The 15,872-nt window shown below is 68.6% G+C and carries 15 protein-coding genes; all 15 read right to left on the reverse strand.

Annotation, left to right across the window (positions count from 1 at the left end; translation table 11 throughout):
* Nucleotides 1-10 precede the first annotated feature (10 nt).
* The 15 genes from ACTWPB_RS08275 to ACTWPB_RS08345 all read right to left on the reverse strand — a co-directional run bounded on the left by ACTWPB_RS08275 (nt 11) and on the right by ACTWPB_RS08345 (nt 15,848).
* Nucleotides 11-1,648 (reverse strand): AMP-binding protein, encoded by a 1,638-nt coding sequence (locus tag ACTWPB_RS08275; protein ID WP_446225094.1) that lies wholly within the window; start codon nt 1,646-1,648, stop codon nt 11-13.
* Complete coding sequence (locus ACTWPB_RS08280; RefSeq protein WP_446225095.1) at nt 1,645-2,334, reverse strand: methyltransferase domain-containing protein; 690 nt, start codon at nt 2,332-2,334, stop codon at nt 1,645-1,647. Before ACTWPB_RS08280 ends, ACTWPB_RS08275 begins: the two co-directional genes overlap by 4 nt.
* A complete protein-coding gene (locus ACTWPB_RS08285; protein ID WP_446225096.1) occupies nt 2,331-3,299 on the reverse strand; it encodes an alpha/beta hydrolase in 969 nt (322 codons plus the stop codon). Before ACTWPB_RS08285 ends, ACTWPB_RS08280 begins: the two co-directional genes overlap by 4 nt.
* A gap of 28 nt (nt 3,300-3,327) precedes the next feature.
* Nucleotides 3,328-4,542 carry a cytochrome P450 gene (locus ACTWPB_RS08290; RefSeq protein WP_446225097.1) on the reverse strand — a complete coding sequence of 405 codons (1,215 nt, stop codon included), beginning with the start codon at nt 4,540-4,542 and terminating at the stop codon, nt 3,328-3,330.
* A 70-nt stretch (nt 4,543-4,612) separates the two neighbouring features.
* The gene (locus tag ACTWPB_RS08295) at nt 4,613-5,374 is read right to left on the reverse strand and encodes an ABC transporter permease (RefSeq protein ID WP_446225098.1); all 762 of its coding nucleotides are present in this window, start codon (nt 5,372-5,374) and stop codon (nt 4,613-4,615) included.
* The gene (locus ACTWPB_RS08300) at nt 5,371-6,138 is read right to left on the reverse strand and encodes an ABC transporter permease (RefSeq protein WP_446225099.1); all 768 of its coding nucleotides are present in this window, start codon (nt 6,136-6,138) and stop codon (nt 5,371-5,373) included. Before ACTWPB_RS08300 ends, ACTWPB_RS08295 begins: the two co-directional genes overlap by 4 nt.
* Complete coding sequence (locus ACTWPB_RS08305; protein ID WP_446225100.1) at nt 6,132-7,094, reverse strand: ATP-binding cassette domain-containing protein; 963 nt, start codon at nt 7,092-7,094, stop codon at nt 6,132-6,134. Before ACTWPB_RS08305 ends, ACTWPB_RS08300 begins: the two co-directional genes overlap by 7 nt.
* A 22-nt stretch (nt 7,095-7,116) precedes the next feature.
* Nucleotides 7,117-7,617 carry a hypothetical protein gene (locus tag ACTWPB_RS08310; protein WP_446225101.1) on the reverse strand — a complete coding sequence of 167 codons (501 nt, stop codon included), beginning with the start codon at nt 7,615-7,617 and terminating at the stop codon, nt 7,117-7,119.
* Nucleotide 7,618: 1 nt separating this feature from the next.
* Nucleotides 7,619-8,011 (reverse strand): VOC family protein, encoded by a 393-nt coding sequence (locus ACTWPB_RS08315; protein WP_446225102.1) that lies wholly within the window; start codon nt 8,009-8,011, stop codon nt 7,619-7,621.
* A 62-nt stretch (nt 8,012-8,073) separates the two neighbouring features.
* Nucleotides 8,074-9,774 (reverse strand): carbamoyltransferase family protein, encoded by a 1,701-nt coding sequence (locus ACTWPB_RS08320; protein ID WP_446225103.1) that lies wholly within the window; start codon nt 9,772-9,774, stop codon nt 8,074-8,076.
* Nucleotides 9,775-9,811: 37 nt separating this feature from the next.
* Nucleotides 9,812-11,137, reverse strand: coding sequence for a ParB/RepB/Spo0J family partition protein (locus ACTWPB_RS08325; protein WP_446225104.1), 1,326 nt, complete (start codon nt 11,135-11,137; stop codon nt 9,812-9,814).
* A gap of 981 nt (nt 11,138-12,118) precedes the next feature.
* Nucleotides 12,119-12,355: a hypothetical protein gene (locus ACTWPB_RS08330; RefSeq protein WP_446225105.1), complete on the reverse strand. Its 237-nt coding sequence runs from the start codon at nt 12,353-12,355 to the stop codon at nt 12,119-12,121.
* Nucleotides 12,356-12,742: 387 nt separating this feature from the next.
* The gene (locus ACTWPB_RS08335) at nt 12,743-13,390 is read right to left on the reverse strand and encodes a DUF4913 domain-containing protein (protein ID WP_446225106.1); all 648 of its coding nucleotides are present in this window, start codon (nt 13,388-13,390) and stop codon (nt 12,743-12,745) included.
* Nucleotides 13,387-15,111 (reverse strand): type IV secretory system conjugative DNA transfer family protein, encoded by a 1,725-nt coding sequence (locus ACTWPB_RS08340; protein WP_446225107.1) that lies wholly within the window; start codon nt 15,109-15,111, stop codon nt 13,387-13,389. Before ACTWPB_RS08340 ends, ACTWPB_RS08335 begins: the two co-directional genes overlap by 4 nt.
* The gene (locus ACTWPB_RS08345; RefSeq protein WP_446225108.1) at nt 15,111-15,848 is read right to left on the reverse strand and encodes a hypothetical protein; all 738 of its coding nucleotides are present in this window, start codon (nt 15,846-15,848) and stop codon (nt 15,111-15,113) included. The genes ACTWPB_RS08340 and ACTWPB_RS08345 overlap by 1 nt, the downstream gene beginning before the upstream one ends.
* Nucleotides 15,849-15,872 lie beyond the last annotated feature (24 nt).

Here is a 15,872-nt window from a genome sequence, read left to right on the forward strand (position 1 = left end):
AATCGCCTGTCTACGAGGTTGTTTGCCGGAATACGAACCACTGCCACAGGGCGCGCCGACGGGGTTTTCCGCTCGTGGTTCGCGGGATGGTTCCCGACTCCGCGGCCACCACGATCACCTCGGCGCCGCCCGCCGCCGCGCGCAGAATGCGCGCGCTCGCTTCGGCCCGCTGCGGGGTGGCGTCTTCGAGCACGGCGACTGCGGTCGGGCTGCCGTGATGACTGCCGAGGGCGACGGCCAGCCGGGCCAGGGGCAGCCCGGCAGCACCCAGTGCCGCCTCCAGATCCTCGGCGTAGACCAGGCGGCCGCGCACCTTGAGTGCGTCGCCGAGTCGGCCGATCACGAAAAGTTCACCACCGTCGATGAATCCGGCGTCGCCGGTGTGCAGTGTGCCGTCGTCCAGTCGGGTGGTGGAGGCGGTCGAGCCGGCGGAGACGTAACCCGCGGCGACGGCGGGGCCGCGCACCACGATCTCGCCGACGTGCCGCTCCGGTAGCTCCCGGCCGTCCGCGCCGGTCACCGTGACGCGGGTCTCGTCCAGCGGCGCACCGCATCCGGCGATCCGGCTGCCGTCCGGCGCCTCGTGAACCTGCTCGCCGACGGTCAGTGTCGCCGGGTCGGCCCGGAACTCCCGGCGCGCCCGCCCGAGCGGCACACCGGTTGCGGCGAGGGTGGCCTCGGCCAGGCCGTAGGCGGGCAGCAAGGTGCCCGGGCGCAGCCCGAAAGGCGCCAGCGCCGACTCGAATTCGTCCAGCACCGCCGGGTCGACGCGCTCGGCCCCGATCACCGCCGCGCGCCAGCCCGACAGGTCCGTCGCGGCCAGGTGCGCGGTGAAACTCTGATCGCGCAGCCGCCGCAGGATGTGGGTGAGGCCGAAGGTGGGCATCGCCGTCAACCGGGCACCGCTCGGGCCGAAGCAGCGCAGATAGCGTTCGGGCCGGGTGATGAAGTGCTCGGGTTGCATGAGCCACAGGTCCGCGCCGGTGACGATCGGGGTCAGCAGGCAGCCGATCAGGCCCATGTCGTGATGGACGGGCAGCCACGACGCGCAGGCGTCTTCGGGTCGCCAGTGCAGCCAGGCACGGATGGCGGCGATATTGGCCGCGAGCGCGTCGTGCGGGACGCGGATGCCGCGCGGGTTGCCGGTCGATCCGGAGGTGAACTGCAGTAGCGCAGGCGGTTTCGCATCGGCGGCCGATACCTTGACCGGCGCGCATGCCGGAGCGGCGAGAAGTTCGTCGATCGACAAGCAAGGCGCGGATGCCCCGACCACCGGACGCAAATGCTCGAGCAGATCGGCGTCGGTGAGCACCGCGGCGGGCTGGGCGAGCCGTAGCAGTGCGGCCAGATGGTTGTCGTAGGTATCGGCCGTGCGGAACGGAGCCCGGGGTGGCACCGGAGCCGGTGTCGCCCCGGCCAGCAGCGCCCCGAAGAACGCGGCGACGAAGCCCGGCCCGGACCGCGCCACGATCACCACGACATCGCCGGGATCGACGCCGCTGCCGCGCAATCCGGCCGCCGTCGTGCGAGTCAGCCCGGCCAGCCGCGGATAGGACCACAGGGTCCAGTCGTCGCGATCGGCGAGATGGATACCCCGCCCGGTGTCCTCGATCTCCGCCCGTGCGATCCAGTCCAGCAGTCCGGTCACGCTCGCTCCAGCGCGATCAGTTCGAAGCTCAACTGCCCACCCGGTGACGGTGTGGTGCAGGCGCGAACCGTGCGTGGCCGCCAACCCTCTTGCGCAGCAACCGATTCCAGCAGCGACCGATTGCCCAGGTCGCAGAAGCCGAGCAGCAGCAGCCCTCCGGGCGCCAGATGCGGGCTGGCGTCAGCGAGGAAGCGGCGGTGGGTGCGGTAGCCGTCGTCGAAGAACGCCGGCGCGAGATCGTTGTCGGTCGGGGATGATTCGGGTGCGGCGTCGATGAACGCGGAGTTCCAGAACACGACATCGAATCGATCCTCGGCCGTGAGCGGGGCGAACAGATCGCCGACGGCGACCTCGACGCGCTCGGTGACCCCGTGGCGCCGGGCATTGCGCCGGGTGTTCTCGGCCGCGGCCGGGCTGACATCGAGCGCGACTACCCGCGCGCACCCCCGTTCGGCCGCCAGCACCGCCAGATAGCCGGTGCCACAGCCCACCTCGCAGAACGAACCGCCGACCGGATAGGGCAGCCACTCGGCGTACAGTGCGGCCGAGCTGGTCAGTGCGGGCGCGTAAACCCCTGGTAGCAGCTCCCATTCGGCCCCGAGCAGCCCGAAGGTGGTCGGCGCGGTGACCTCCTGATGTGAGCGCAGCAGGTCTTCGGCGGCGGCCACCGCGCGGCTGCTGTTCATCGGGCGGGCTCCTGCTGCGCGCGAGCGGCCGGGCGGCGGCGCAGCGCCCGGCGCACCACCGCGATCTGCTCGTCGAGCGCGCGCCGGGAGATCTCCGAGCCGCGGACCATCGACTCGAACGCGTGGAAGGTGCCCGAATAGTGGTGCAGTTCGACGGGCACCCCCGCAGCGATCAGTCGCATCGCGTAGGCCAGCTCTTCGTCCCGGCACACGTCGATCTCGTTGACCATCAGATACGCCGGCGGCAGGCCCGAAAGGTCCTGTGCGCGTGCCGGAGCCGCGTACGCGGGCACTTCGCTGCTGCCGTACAGCGGGCCGAGATAGTGCCGCCACATCAGTTCCGCGCCGGTGCGATCCCCACCCGGGATGTCCTCGAACTGTGTCATCGATGGCGTGTCGAGGCGGTCGTCCAGGGCGGGGTAGAGCAGCAGCTGGAACATCGGCTGCGGCCCGCCGCGGTCGCGGGTGAGCAGCGAGATCGCCGCGGCGAAGGTTGCGCCGGTGCTGCAGCCGCCCACCGCGATCCGGTCTGCGTCGGCGCCGATGAGCGCGGCGTTCTCCGCGGTCCAGCACAGGGTGGCGTAGGCGTCTTCGATGCCCGCGGGGAAGGGATGCTCCGGCGCGAGCCGGAACATGCTGGTCACCACCATGGCGCCGGCCCCCTCGACCAGGCGCAGCACGCGGGCGTGGTCGGTGTCGAGATCGCCGAGCACGAAGCCGCCGGGGTGGTAGTAGACGATCACCGGCAGCGGCCGCAAGGTGACCTTGGGCCGGTAGATCCGGGTGAGCTGGGCGGGCGCGCCCGAGCCGCCCGGGATCTCGAGCTCCTCGATCTGGATCGAGTCGGGAGTCGGTGGCACACCGACGAACTCCTTGAAGGCCAGCGTCGCCTCGCGTGCGGCGACCGGATCGGTGAGATCGGTGCGGGGCATCATGGCGGCGGCTCGTTGCAACTGCGGGTCCATCGGGAACCTTTCCGTATCGGGCCTGGTTTCAGGCCGCGCCGATCGCGACTGGTAGTTCGGCGTAGGCGCGCATGGAGGCGTTGGGCGCGCGCACCGGCGCGCCGTCGGGTTCGAAGCGGATGAGGCGGCGGGCCAGCGCGTCGAAGACGACCTCGCCCTCGGCGCGGCCGAGCGCGGCGCCGACGCAGCGGTGCGGGCCGCCGCCGAAGCTGACGTGGGGGTTGGGGGAGCGGGTCACATCGACCCGGTCCGGATGGCGGAAGACGCGTTCGTCGTGGTTAGCGGAGCCGAGCAGTAGGAACACCACGCGGCCCGGCTTGATCGTGCTGGGGCCCAGCGTGATCGGCTCCTGCGCGATGCCCGCGCCGTATTGGCTGGGCGCCTCATAGCGCAGGAACTCCTCGACCGCGGTCGGCACCAGGGCGGGATCCTCGCGCAGCAGCGCGAGCTGATCCGGGAAGCGCAGCAGCGCCGCGCAGCCGTTGGAGATCATGTTCACCGTGGTCTCGTAGCCGGTGAAACACACGAAAACCACGTTGTCGATGGCCTCTTCGAGGCTCAGCCGTTCGTCCTCGGCCCCGCCGAGCACATTGGTCAGCAGATCGTCGCGCGGTGCATACCTGCGCTGCGCGAGCTCCTCGGCGATGATCGAGCGCAGCCAGGCCAGTGCGCTCGCCGCCGCGCCCCGGGTGCGTTCGGGCATGGCGAAGGGGGTGAAGGCCCGGCTCAGATCCGCTGCCCGCCCGGCGATCTCGTCGCGCACCTGGTCGGGCAGGCCGACCACGCCGCACACCGTCCCGACCGCCAGCGGCAGCGCGAGGTCGTTCACGATATCCATTCGCCCGCGTTCTATGCCCGCCGCGAACAGGCGCTCGACCTGGCCGGCGATGTCCGCGCGCAGGCGCGCCACCTGGCGTGGTCCGAACGCGGGCGCGACGAGTTTTCGGATACGGGTGTGGTCGGGCGCCTCGCGCGTTGACATGATCCGGCGCGCGAGTTCGAACGCCACCGGATCCTGCGCGGCGAACCGGGGATCGGACTCCGGAAACTTGTGACTCACCCGCGGGTCCTTTAGCAGCGCCGCCACTTCGGCGTGCCGGGTGACGCCGTACGCGGCCGGGCTGACCCGGCACACCGGGCCGGCGTCACGCAATTGCCGATAGGTCGGGTACGGATCCTCCAGCACCGCCGGATCCAGTGGTCGCAAGCTCGGGAGCAGCGTGGTTATCCGTTGGGGGGACATAGTTTTCGAGTGTGGTCGCCACGGGTTACCCGCCGCAACGGCTCGGCCCGGGCAGCACGGGAATAGCGGCTCAGCGACCGCGGCGACCGAACAGCGCAATGGCCAGTGGAGCCGCCACCAGCGTGACCGCGCCCGCCCACAGCAGCGTCCACAGCACCGGCCCGGTCACCGGACCACCACCGGCCAGCCCGCTCATCGCCGCACTCGCCACGCTCAACGGGTTCGCGCGCACGATCGGCTGCAGGGCGCCCGGAAACGCTTCGACCGGAGCGAATCCCGTGGACAGGAACAGCAGCAGCGTGAGCGGGCCGTTCAATGCCGCGCTGACACCGTCGGCGGTCCGCGCCCGCAGTGCGATGAGGACGGCCAGCCACAGGAACATCCAGCCGACGACGAGCGCGATCAACCCGAATCCCACGACCCCGGCCAGGCCGCCCCTAAACCGGAAGCCGAAGGCCGCGGCGACGAGGGTGATCAACGCGGCCACCGCCACGATGCGAACCAGATCCGCGGCCACCCGCCCGAGCAGGGCGGCGCCGCGGTGCACCGGCAGCGAGCGGATTCGATCGATGAGGCCCGATCGGAGATCGTTGAACAGGCCCAGTCCGGTGTTCACCGCGCCGAAAGCGGCCGCGTACAACACGATCAGCGGCGCCAGCCGATCGATATAGGCACCGCCGCTGACGCCGGTCACCATCTCGGAGAACGCCGCCAGCATGATCAGCATGAGCAACAGCGGGAACAGCAGCGTGCCGATCACCGCGCGCGGGCTGGCCGCGAACCGGCGCAGATTGCGCTCGGCCAGCACGAAGGTCTCGATGGCGATACTCATTTGGGCACCATCGCTGTGCGCAGCGAGCGCTGGAACAGCACCACGAACAGCAGACCGAGCACGGCGAGCCAGGTCAGCGCGGCCGGGAGCGCGGGCGTGCCGGGTTCCGCATCCGCGAGTCCGCGCAGCGCTTCGACGACCGCGGTCACCGGCGAATTCCGGATGACAGGCTCGAGCCACCCCGGGAACGCGGCGACCGGCACGAACGCCGAGGAAAGCATGATCAGCGGCAGATAGGGGATCTGCAGCAGCGCGTTGACCGACTCCGGGTCGTCGGAGCCCGCGCCGAGGGCGGCCGCGCCGGTGGCCAGGACCAGGGTGAAAAGCACTGCGAGCGCGACGAATCCAGCGGCATCGAGCGCGGTGCCGTGGAACCGGAACCCGGCGACCATACCCGCGAGCGTCACGACCAGCACCGACCCGACGACCCGCAGCCCATCGGCGGCCAGCCGCCCCGCGAGGATCGCCGTCCACCCGACCGACATCGTCCGGAACCGCACGATGACCCGCTCGGCGACGTCCGAGGACACCGCGAACCCGGCGGACATGGCAGTGAACATCCCGGCCTGCACCACGATCGCGGGCGTCAGGTACTGCGCCGCGTCCAGGCCGCGGTACTCGAGCATGCGCCCGAGTACCGCCGAGAAGCCGATGAAGAAGACCAGCGGAATCACCACCGCGCCGAAAACTGTGGCGGGCGTGCGCAATCGGCGGATATTGCGGCCCGCGAGCAGCGCGGCCTGCGCCGGCGCCGCGGTCACCATGCGGCACCGCTGTCGGCTGTCGCGTCCTCGGCATGCGCGCCCGCGCCGGTGAGCGCGAAGAACACCTCGTCGAGACTGGGCTGGCGCAAGGTCAGCCCGCTCGGTTCGATGCCCGCCCGGTCCAAGCGCCGCGCGATGCCGGCCGTTACGGCCGCCGAGGCGTCGGGGACGACGATCTCACCGCCCTCGATCCGCGGGCGCAGCTCCGCGAGCAGCCGCGCGACTGTCTCCCGCTGCTCCTCGCCCTCCACCCGCACCGCGCACACCGTCTGTCCGACAGCGGCTTTGAGCTCGGCGGGTGTGCCTTCGGCCTTGACCCGCCCGTGGTCGATCAGCACGACGCGGTCGGCGAGCCGGTCGGCCTCCTCGAGATACTGGGTGGTGAGCAGCACCGCCGTGCCTGTCGCCCGCAACCCGTCCACCACCTCCCACAGCTGGTGGCGGCTGCGTGGATCCAGGCCCGTGGTCGGTTCGTCGAGAAACAGGATCGGACGCGGCACCACCAGGCTGCAGGCCAGGTCGAGGCGGCGCCGCATGCCGCCGGAGTACTTGCCCGCCGGGCGGTCGGCGGCGTCGGTGAGGGCGAAGTCCGCGAGCACCTGGGCCGCGCGTTCCTTGGCTGCCCGTCGGGACAACCCCTGCAGCCGGCCGAACATGATCAGGTTCTGCCGCCCGGTGAGTACCTCGTCGACCGCCGAGAACTGTCCGGTGAGCGAAATCGAGGCGCGCACCCGTTCCGGCTCGGCGAGCAAATCGTGCCCGGCCACCGTCGCCAAACCGGCGTCGGGCCGCAGCAGGGTGGCCAGCAGATGCACCAGGGTGGTCTTGCCCGCGCCGTTGGGCCCGAGCAGGGCGGTCACCGAACCCGGCGCGACAGTGAAGGAAAGCTCCTCGACCGCAGTCCGTTCGCCGAATGTCTTTCGCAGACCGTGTATTTCGATCGCATGGTCGGTCACTATCGCCCCCTTGCCGGTGGAATCAGTGAAGCGGGATTGCCGTGCCGAGTTCTACCGCGGTCGGGAGCAGCCGGTAGCCGCCCCACGCGTGCGGTCGTGGAATGAGCTGGCCGTTGAACCGGAACCGGACGACGGCGAGGGTGTCGGCTTCGGGGTTGTCCCGGCCCGGCAGCCAGGTGCGCAGCTGGGCGTGCCGGTCCAGCTCGTCGAAGAGACGGTCGGAGTCGAGCGGATCCAGACGAGTTGCGACGCAGGCGATGCGGGCGCGCTGCGGACCCCGCGGCGCGTGCACACAGAGCACAGCCGTGGATTCGAGCGCGAGATCCAGGCCGAGGTCGGAGCCGTGCGACGCGCCGAATACGACGCCGTGGTCGACCCGGCTCAGGCGGATCCAATGCGCGTCCGCCTTGCCCGCGGCGTCCACCGTGCTCAGGACCGCCTCCAAAGGCGCACCCGGACCACCGGATTCGGCTCCGGCGCGCAACCAGGCGCGCACCGGAGCCAGCAAATCCTGGGTGGACATGTCAGAGGCCGGTGGGCGGTGCCGCGGTCGGGCTGGACACGTCGACGAGCACGCCGTTGGGATCGGTGACCAGCATGCGCCGCTGGCCGTAGAACAGATCCCGGGGCTCTTCGACAATCGGGACGCCGAGCTCCTTGGCCCGGGCGAAGACCGGTTCCACGTCGTCGACGACGACGGTGAGGTAGGAGCCGGTGGCCTTGCCGCGGGCCTGTTCGGGCACCAGCTCATGATCACGGGCCATGATGCCGATGGTGGCGTCGGAATCCTGGTCGCTGAGTTGCACGAACCAATCGCTGTCGTAGCCGACCTGGAAACCGAGTAGATCTACATAGAAGTCACGCGTTGTCGGGAGTTGGTCACTGCAGATGTTCACGAAGCTCCGCGAGATCGTCATATCGGCCAGGTTAGCAAGTGGCGGCGAAATTCCAGCGGGGTCAACGAATTTCCGGCCGGACATCAGTTCGTCCTGGTCCCGGCGTTTTCCGGACGTTCGACCAGCATCGGTCCGAGCACAAGTGCGTCCATTTCCGGGCAGCGTTGGAAGGTCGAAATGGCATCCGCAGCGGTGCGCACGATGGGCTCGCCCGCGAGGTTGAACGAGGTGTTCACCACCAGTGGCACCCCGGTCAGCCGCCGGAAATTCTCGATCATCGACCAGTAGCCCGGATTGGTGCGCCGGTCCACCAGCTGCGGTCGCGCGGTGCCGTCGACGTGGGTGACCGCGGGCACGATGGTGCGCATCGAGGCGCGCACCCGCCCGGCCGCCAGCATGAAGCGGGCGGGGGAGCCGACCGGTGTCTCCATCACCTCGTCGATGCGCTCGGCCAACACGCTCGGCGCGACCGGACGCCACATCTCCCGGCCTTTGAGAACGTTCAACCGGCGCAGCGTGGTCCGGCTGCGCGGGTCGGCGATGATGCTGCGCGCACCCAGCGCGCGCTCGCCGATCTCGGCCCGTCCGCGCGCCCAGCCGAGGATGCGGCCCGCCGCGAGCAGGCCCGCCACCTCGGCGGCCAGATCGTCCTCGGCTAGCTCGCGGCCAGTCAAACCGGCTGCGGTGAGGGCGGTTTCGGCTTCGTCGCGGTCGATGTCGTTGGACCAATAGGGATGATCGATGACGGTGGGCGCGAACCCGTCCTGCTCTGCAGCGACCACGAGGGCGGCGCCGAGCCCGACACCGGAATCGGTGGGTACCGGCGGCACGTAGACCGTGTCGAAGGTGCTTGCGCGGATCAGCCCGCCGATCATCGAGCAGTTCATCGCCACGCCGCCAGCCAGCACCAGCGCGGATTTCCCGGTTCCCGCGGCCTGTTCGGCGAGCGCGGCCATCGCCCGTTCCAGGCCGTCCTGGATCGAGGCGGCGAAATCGGCGTAGGCGATGGCGTCTTCGCCGCTGTCGGAACGCTCGGCATACGGGTACATCTCGGCGAAGCGGCCCAGCATGGCCTTCTCGAAATCCGGGAACTGGCTCAGCATCGGCCCGCGCGCGGCCCGGCCGTCGTCCTCGGCGATTTCCAGCCGGCGGCCGTCGACGACGAGTTCGTAGCCGTCTGCGGTGACGCGCACCGGCGAATCGTCGGTCGGTCGTCCATAGGCCGCCAGGCCCATGAGTTTGCCTGCGCCCCAATCACCGAACCCGGACCAGCGGGTCGCGGCCGCGTACAGGAAGCCCAGCGATTGCGAGATCGGCCATTCCCGCACGATCTCGATGCCGGCCGGGGTGGCGGTCGCGATGGTGGTGGCGGTGCGCTCGCCCGCGCCGTCCACCACCAGGACCGCCGCCTCCTCGAGTCCGCTGCTGTAGTAGGCCGAGGCAGCGTGCGCGATGTGATGCGGCACCCAGCGCACCGGCGGCGCGGGGCGGGTGCGGCCGGGAAGGATTGCGCGCGTTAGGGCTTCGTCGCCGAAGCGCTTCATCCGGCCCATCGCGGTGTCGCGGAAGTCCCAGCCGATCGCCAGCACGTCGACCTCGTCGGGGCCGATACCCTCGGCTTGCAGGCAGGCGGCCACCGCGTCGGCGGGGCTCTGGGCGAGCGCCCGCTTGCGCCGGCTCACTCGCTCCTGTTCAACCATCATCCGCAGCGCACCGTCGCGTAGCAGACAGGCGGAGGAATCATGGAATCCGATATTGATACCGACGACGTACTGCACCGACATTGCGACCTCCATGGCCTTCGACGCTGATTCCATGGAATCAGCGGGATTCGATGTGATGGTTGGGCTCTTCGGGCTCCTCTAGGCGGGCCAGTTCATAGGAGCTCGGTTCGTGCACCCCCCACCGGGCGAGGCGGCTGATGTGCCTACGGGCGGAGCGCCGCCACGGACGATTCAGCGGCGCCGCGAATTTCAGATCGATCTCGCGATGGGCCAGCGCGATCGCCCCGGCCAGGTCGCTCGGCGCCAGCCCGGCGCCGGCGAGCTCGGCGCACGCGAGCTCGGCCTCGGTCGGTTCGCGCTCGATGTCCTTGACGGGCATCGACCGGATCCACCGCTGGGCTACCATCCGGGCCGCCTGCACCGCGTCGGCCGAGCGGGCGATCGGGGGATCGAGCGCGAGATCCATGAGCAATTCGGTGGCGAAGCGCCCGGCGAGGCCGCGCTGCACGAGCAACTGGCAGGCGGTCGCCCGGGCCTGCGCCGAGGCCGCGTGCAACGCGCTCACGTCGGGACCCTTGAGTAGTTCGAGGTCCGGGACCTGCGGCGGAGCGGGCGAGGGCACCGGGGTCAAGTGTGGCGTAGGCGCGTCATTCCGGGAACCAGCAACAGGTTCCGGCTTCGGATCGGGGCTACGCGGGGGCGCCGCTGGCTCGCGTTCGAGCTGGCGCAGCACGCTGCGGACCGAACGGCTGTGCTGCTGGCTCAACGCCACACACCGCTGCTGCTGCGCGGGATCGGACAGGTTCTGCAGGACGGTCAACGCATCGATCACCGTTAGCGAGCCCTCCTCGATCTCGTCCTGCAGCGAGATCGGGAGGTCCAGTAGTCGTAGTCGTTTGGACACCTGCCCCTGGCTGACGCCGGTGCGCTCGCAGATCTCGCGCTGGGTGAGCCCGAGATCGCGCAGCACCGCCAGCATCCGCGCCTCCTCCAACGGCACCAGCTTGGCCCGGTGCACGTTCTCCACCAGCGAGACCACCACGTTGTCTGCCTTGGCGACGACGTCGTCGCGGATGATGGCCGGCACCGTGGCCAGGCCCGCGAGCCGCGCGGCCGCGTACCTTCGGTGCCCCGCAACCACCACGAACTCCGCCCCGGGCGGTAATTGCGCGTCTGGCCGGGCGAGCCGGAAGGCCGCCGCGCGTCCCACGATCAGTGGCTGCAGGATGCCTTTGTGCCGGATCGAGATGACCAAACCCTCGAGCTCATCGATGCGGCGGCGGGTAACCAGCGGGTTCTCCACCAGCATCGGGCCGATGGGTAAGTGTTTGAGTTCACCGTAGCGTCGCCCCGGGTGCTGTAACCGTGGGTATTCGCCACCGTGTGGAAAGCCAGTACTGCATGCTGGTCCGGCTTTGTTCATCTACTCAGCCTCCGAACTTGCACCTCGCACCAAGGTTGATTGGGGCGCGCCGGAGCTCTGCTGAACGCAGGCAGGTTCCCCCCGGAGTCGATCTCAGGATAGCCGAATTCCCGCTCGTCGAGGTGGCATTGCGGCACAGTGGAACTCGTGGTCGTGTGAGCATCTCGCGGGCAAACCGCGATCGAACATCGTTGCGCGACAGCGGAATTTGCCGTGCTGTCATAAAGTGGCGGTGCGCAGTTCAGGCGGTGGTATGCCGCGTTCGATACCCGAGCCAACACATTTCGATCACACAGTGCTCGTGCCGACGGTCCGAGCTGGTCCGTCCGAGGCTAGAGATGCGGGCCAGCCCGCGTGTGAGCCGCCCCGGTATGTCCGGAGGCTTTTCCTCCGGAGGGTTGGTCGTTTCAGTTGGTGAGCCGTGCGCGGGTCGGGCGGGCGTCTCCTATCACCGCGAACATTTTGGCGGCGATGGTGGCGCACGAGTTGGTGGGTGCCGATACCGTTGGTCGCGACCAGGCGCGACTGCGGTCCCAGGTGTGTCGGTTGTTGTCTGTGCTTTATCGACGAGCAAGCTTCGCGTCAGCGACTGCCCGAACCCCACGCCGAGAACAACTTCGACGCGGTCGAGCTGACCGCGGTGCGCGCACGGATCGAGGACCTACGGACAGGTTTCCCGGACTTCACGACCGAGATGATGGCTGGACCAAGATCTACGGCGACGCGACCGTGCTCGGGGACTATCCGCAGCTGCAACCCGAGTGGCGTACCGCGCTCGACACCACCGCCGATCTACTCGACGACCACGTCGCTGCCGAGAGCTCACCGTCAGTAAAGCCGGTCGCTGTGTTGGTCGGGCACCGACGAGCCGCGATGGGTGAGAGTTCCCGGGATCGCTGATCTCGCGAAGTGACGGCATGGCGAGCATATTGCTGGTCGGCTGGATCGCGTGCCTTGGTGGATGGGTGAGCCGCCCGGGAGTCAATAGTCGACGTCACCGGTAGCGACTGCGACGAATAGCTTGCCGGGCCTGCCGAACCCAGCGAAGTACTCCTTCAGGGCGCCTAGTTCGCCGCCGATGCCGAGGTTGTCGATGTCGTGCTGATCGGTGGTCGGGTCCCCGGCGAGCAGGCGCTGATATTGGTCGTTGTATCCAGCCGCGCCGTGGGTGTAGAGCGCGTCCAGTTGTCGCCGCCACGACTCGGCCAAGGAGGCCAAGGGCAGCAACCCGCGCGGAGGACGTCGGCCAGGCGTACCTCCGGACGTCGTCGGTTGCCAGGGCTTCTACCGAGACGGTAGGTGGGGCCCACAGTGGACAGCATCCCGATCCGCTCAACGAGGTGCCGGTCGGTGAACGGTGGTGGGGTCGAGGAGGGAATCCAGGTGGCGCGGCACAGCTCACCGGCGACTCGCCGTTCGATGTCTTCGGGCAACCAGATGCCGCACCGTAGATCCAGCTCGGCTCGTTGATACCACGAACTCGCAATTTCCCGGGCGGACATATATTGCGTACGCCCGGTAGTGGCAGATCGTCGGCGCCCGCGGCACATGCTGGTCGTCCGCTTGGGGCATGCCCATGGACTTCGAGGTTGGGGCGTGCAGCGATCACGGTTTGAAAGCCGCCGGGATCACCGGGATGAACTTCGCGTCAAGGTCGTGATTGTCGGGCGTACAGGCGTAAAACGGGCCGGCTGGGTTAGTCAGGGTGTTGAGCAGCGGATAGAAGAAGTCACGGAAGTACACGGCCATGGCGGCACCGGGCTGGACGACTGCTTCGAGCCATGCGCGGCGTAGCGACCAAAGCACGGTGACCGCCTCGGGGTGTTCGAACCAGTGCGAGCACCAGCAGATCGCGCCGTTCGCGGTGCTTGTGGCCGAACGCGGTAGTTTGCGTTGAGCCCACGCGCCGATATTTTCGATCACCCACTCCAACAGCACTTCCATGTCGATCTGGTCCAGGACTGTGTCAGCAGGAGTGGTCGCTGCAGCCGCCGCCGGTTCGACGGCGCTCGGTGCCACGTCGATGCCTGGGTTGGGTGGAGCGCTCGCGGCCATCCGATCGGCGAGCGAGCCGAGGGCTGTTTCGAACTCATCGAGCCCCTGTGCGGAGCGGGCAGCGGTCGCATCGACACGCTCGACTTTCGTAGACAGCAACCGGTTTTGGTTGCGCATCTCAACGAGCGCTTCGCTCAGCGTCGCGAGCTGTTCACGCAGTTCTTCGAGGCCAGCGTCCCGGTACTCGCTGACGCTCACGCCGCAGTGGCTTTCGCCTCGTAGTCGAGTCGACGCCGCAGTGCCTTCGCGACCGGGTTGGCCGGGCCCAGCTGTTCGATCGCGGACTTCTGCACCTCCTGGGTGGCTTCGTCTCGGACTCGTTCGATGTCGCCCTTGTCCGGTTCGGTGTACCAGGGAATGAGGTCGATCAGCACTGGCCTCGAAGACTGCCGGATCAGTAGCGCGTTGTGCCTTTTTATCGCGGCGATGTCTTCGACGGGCATGATCGGCTCGAGTGATCCGCGGTCGTTGGAGGTGGTGACACCACCAGGGCCGTGGGAGCGGCGGCGCTCGCGGGGCTTGTATTGGCCGACAAGGCCGGAGATCTTGCGCAGAAACGGCTCGTCTTGCAGCCCTGCGCCGAGGATGCGCACGGTCGACGCGCCCCAGAGCGCGGCTGCTTCGTCGGCGCCCCAGGTGGAGATGATCTGTGCTTCGGATTGGAAGATCGCGGTGACACACATCGACTTCGACCCGAGGTGCGAGGCGAGTTTCGGCAGACGTTTGATCCGGCAGATGTTGGCGCATTCGTCGAGGACGAGGGTCAGTGGTGGATCGACTCGTCCGCCATGGGCTGATGCGGCGAGGTCGCCGAGTTCGAAGATCTTGGCGACCATGGCCGCGATCACCGCGCCAGCGCTGGATGCCCCTTCCTGAGTCATCAGGTACAGCGTCGGGGCCTGGTCACTTTCGTAGGCGAATACGTTCCACAGGTCGAGTTCGGCGATCGTTGCTGTGGACTGCTGTTCCCACGTATTTGGTGGGGTGATCCAGCGCAGGGTTTCTTCGTCCTGGATCGATGCCAGCGCGGTCTGAGCTTCGCCGTAGACACCTCCTCGGGTCTCGGGCGGCAGGTCGAGCACGGCGGCGAGAGCGTTACCCGCCCGGCGGTTTCCGTGCTGGTGCAAAATGTCGATCGGCTTGTCGGAGTAGGTGTCGATCCAGTCCAAGACGTCGCGCATGGTGCGCCCGCTCAGAGCGGCGGCCAGCAGCGCCCATGCCAGCAGGTTTTTGCCCGTCGGTGCGAAGAACGGGTCTTCGCTTTGGGCAGAGCCTGAGCCGCGGTTCTCCTCGATGAAGTGCTCGGCGATCATCTTGGCTTCGCGCAACGTCGTGATGCCGGAAAGGATATTCCACCACCATGTTTGGGGGGCGTAGGCGATCTGGCCGGGGTCGAAGACATAGACCGGTCCGACTGCCTTGCGCAGGGCGCCGGTGAGAATCCACAGATCTGGTTTGTTCGAGGTGGCGATCACCGCGCCAGGCGCGGACAGGATACGCGGGACCGCCACGGCGGAGGTTTTGTTGCTGCGCGGCCCCATCAGCACGATGGTGAAGTCCTCCCAGGAGGCGAAGATCGGCTTGCCCAGCAGGCGACCGATCAGCGGGGCCAGCTCTCGCATGGACACGCCCTTGGTGGATTTGACGGAGGCACGCAGGCTCGCGCCCCGCTGGGCGGCCTGCTTGCCGAGCATGTCCTGGATCTGGCTTTTGTCGCGCAGCAGCTTTTCCGGGGTCTCGCGCGGCCACACCTTCCACGTCGCCCACGCCAGCGCGGCGACCAGCAGGACCAGCAGCGCCGCGACCAGGCCGATCACCAGCCATGACGTGCCTTGTTCGTGGATTCGGTAGACGGCGTAGCCGATTCCGGCCGCGACGAACGCCGCTACCCACACCCAGGCCAGCGCGGAATCTTCCATCACGCACTCCTTCGCAGGGCGCCGACATTCACCACCTGCACCGACACGCCCGCCTTCTGGGACGCCAGCAGCAGCTCGGCCCGCAGTGCGGCGGCTGCACCCGCGCTGCGGGTGCCGGGCACCTCAACGACGAAGATCTCCCCGTGCGTGGCGAGCGCACCCGATTCGAGGATCGGCAGTTGTTCGATTACCGACCCTGCCCCCGCGTGCGGGGTCAGGGCGGCGAGGATCGGGCCATAATCCAGTGGCAGCATGGCTTGGCGGACCACAGCCCAGATCGCGGCCTGTTCCCCCGTCGGCGATTGTTCGAAGGTGTCGAGGTCCGCGGTCGGGCCGTGCTCGCCCGATAGGTCCAGCAGGCGGTAGGGCTCGTTCAGGTTGCCGGTGTGTATCCAGTCGAGAACGTCGGTGAGGTTGCGTCGTCCGCGTACGGCGGCCAGGAGCAGGTTCGCGGTCATCAGCGATGCCTCTGGGACGAAGAACAACGCGCCTTCGTCGTGAACCACGGAGAACAGCGCCTCGGCGATGCGGTCGGCATCGGTGGCATCGGTTATTGCTGCGAGCAGGTCCCATCGAAAAGTGGTTGTGGGGCCGCATATTTCGGGGTTCCATACGAGGCTCTGGTCCCACCAGCGGCGCGGTAGTGCCGCAACATGGTCGGACATCGTGATGATCATGGCGGTGGTTGTGCCGCCGGGATCGTGGTTCCAGTCTGGTGCGGCGATGACCTCCCGCATCACGATCCTTTCCCGGGTCGGTCG

The sequence above is a fragment of the Nocardia sp. IBHARD005 genome (assembly GCF_052814245.1).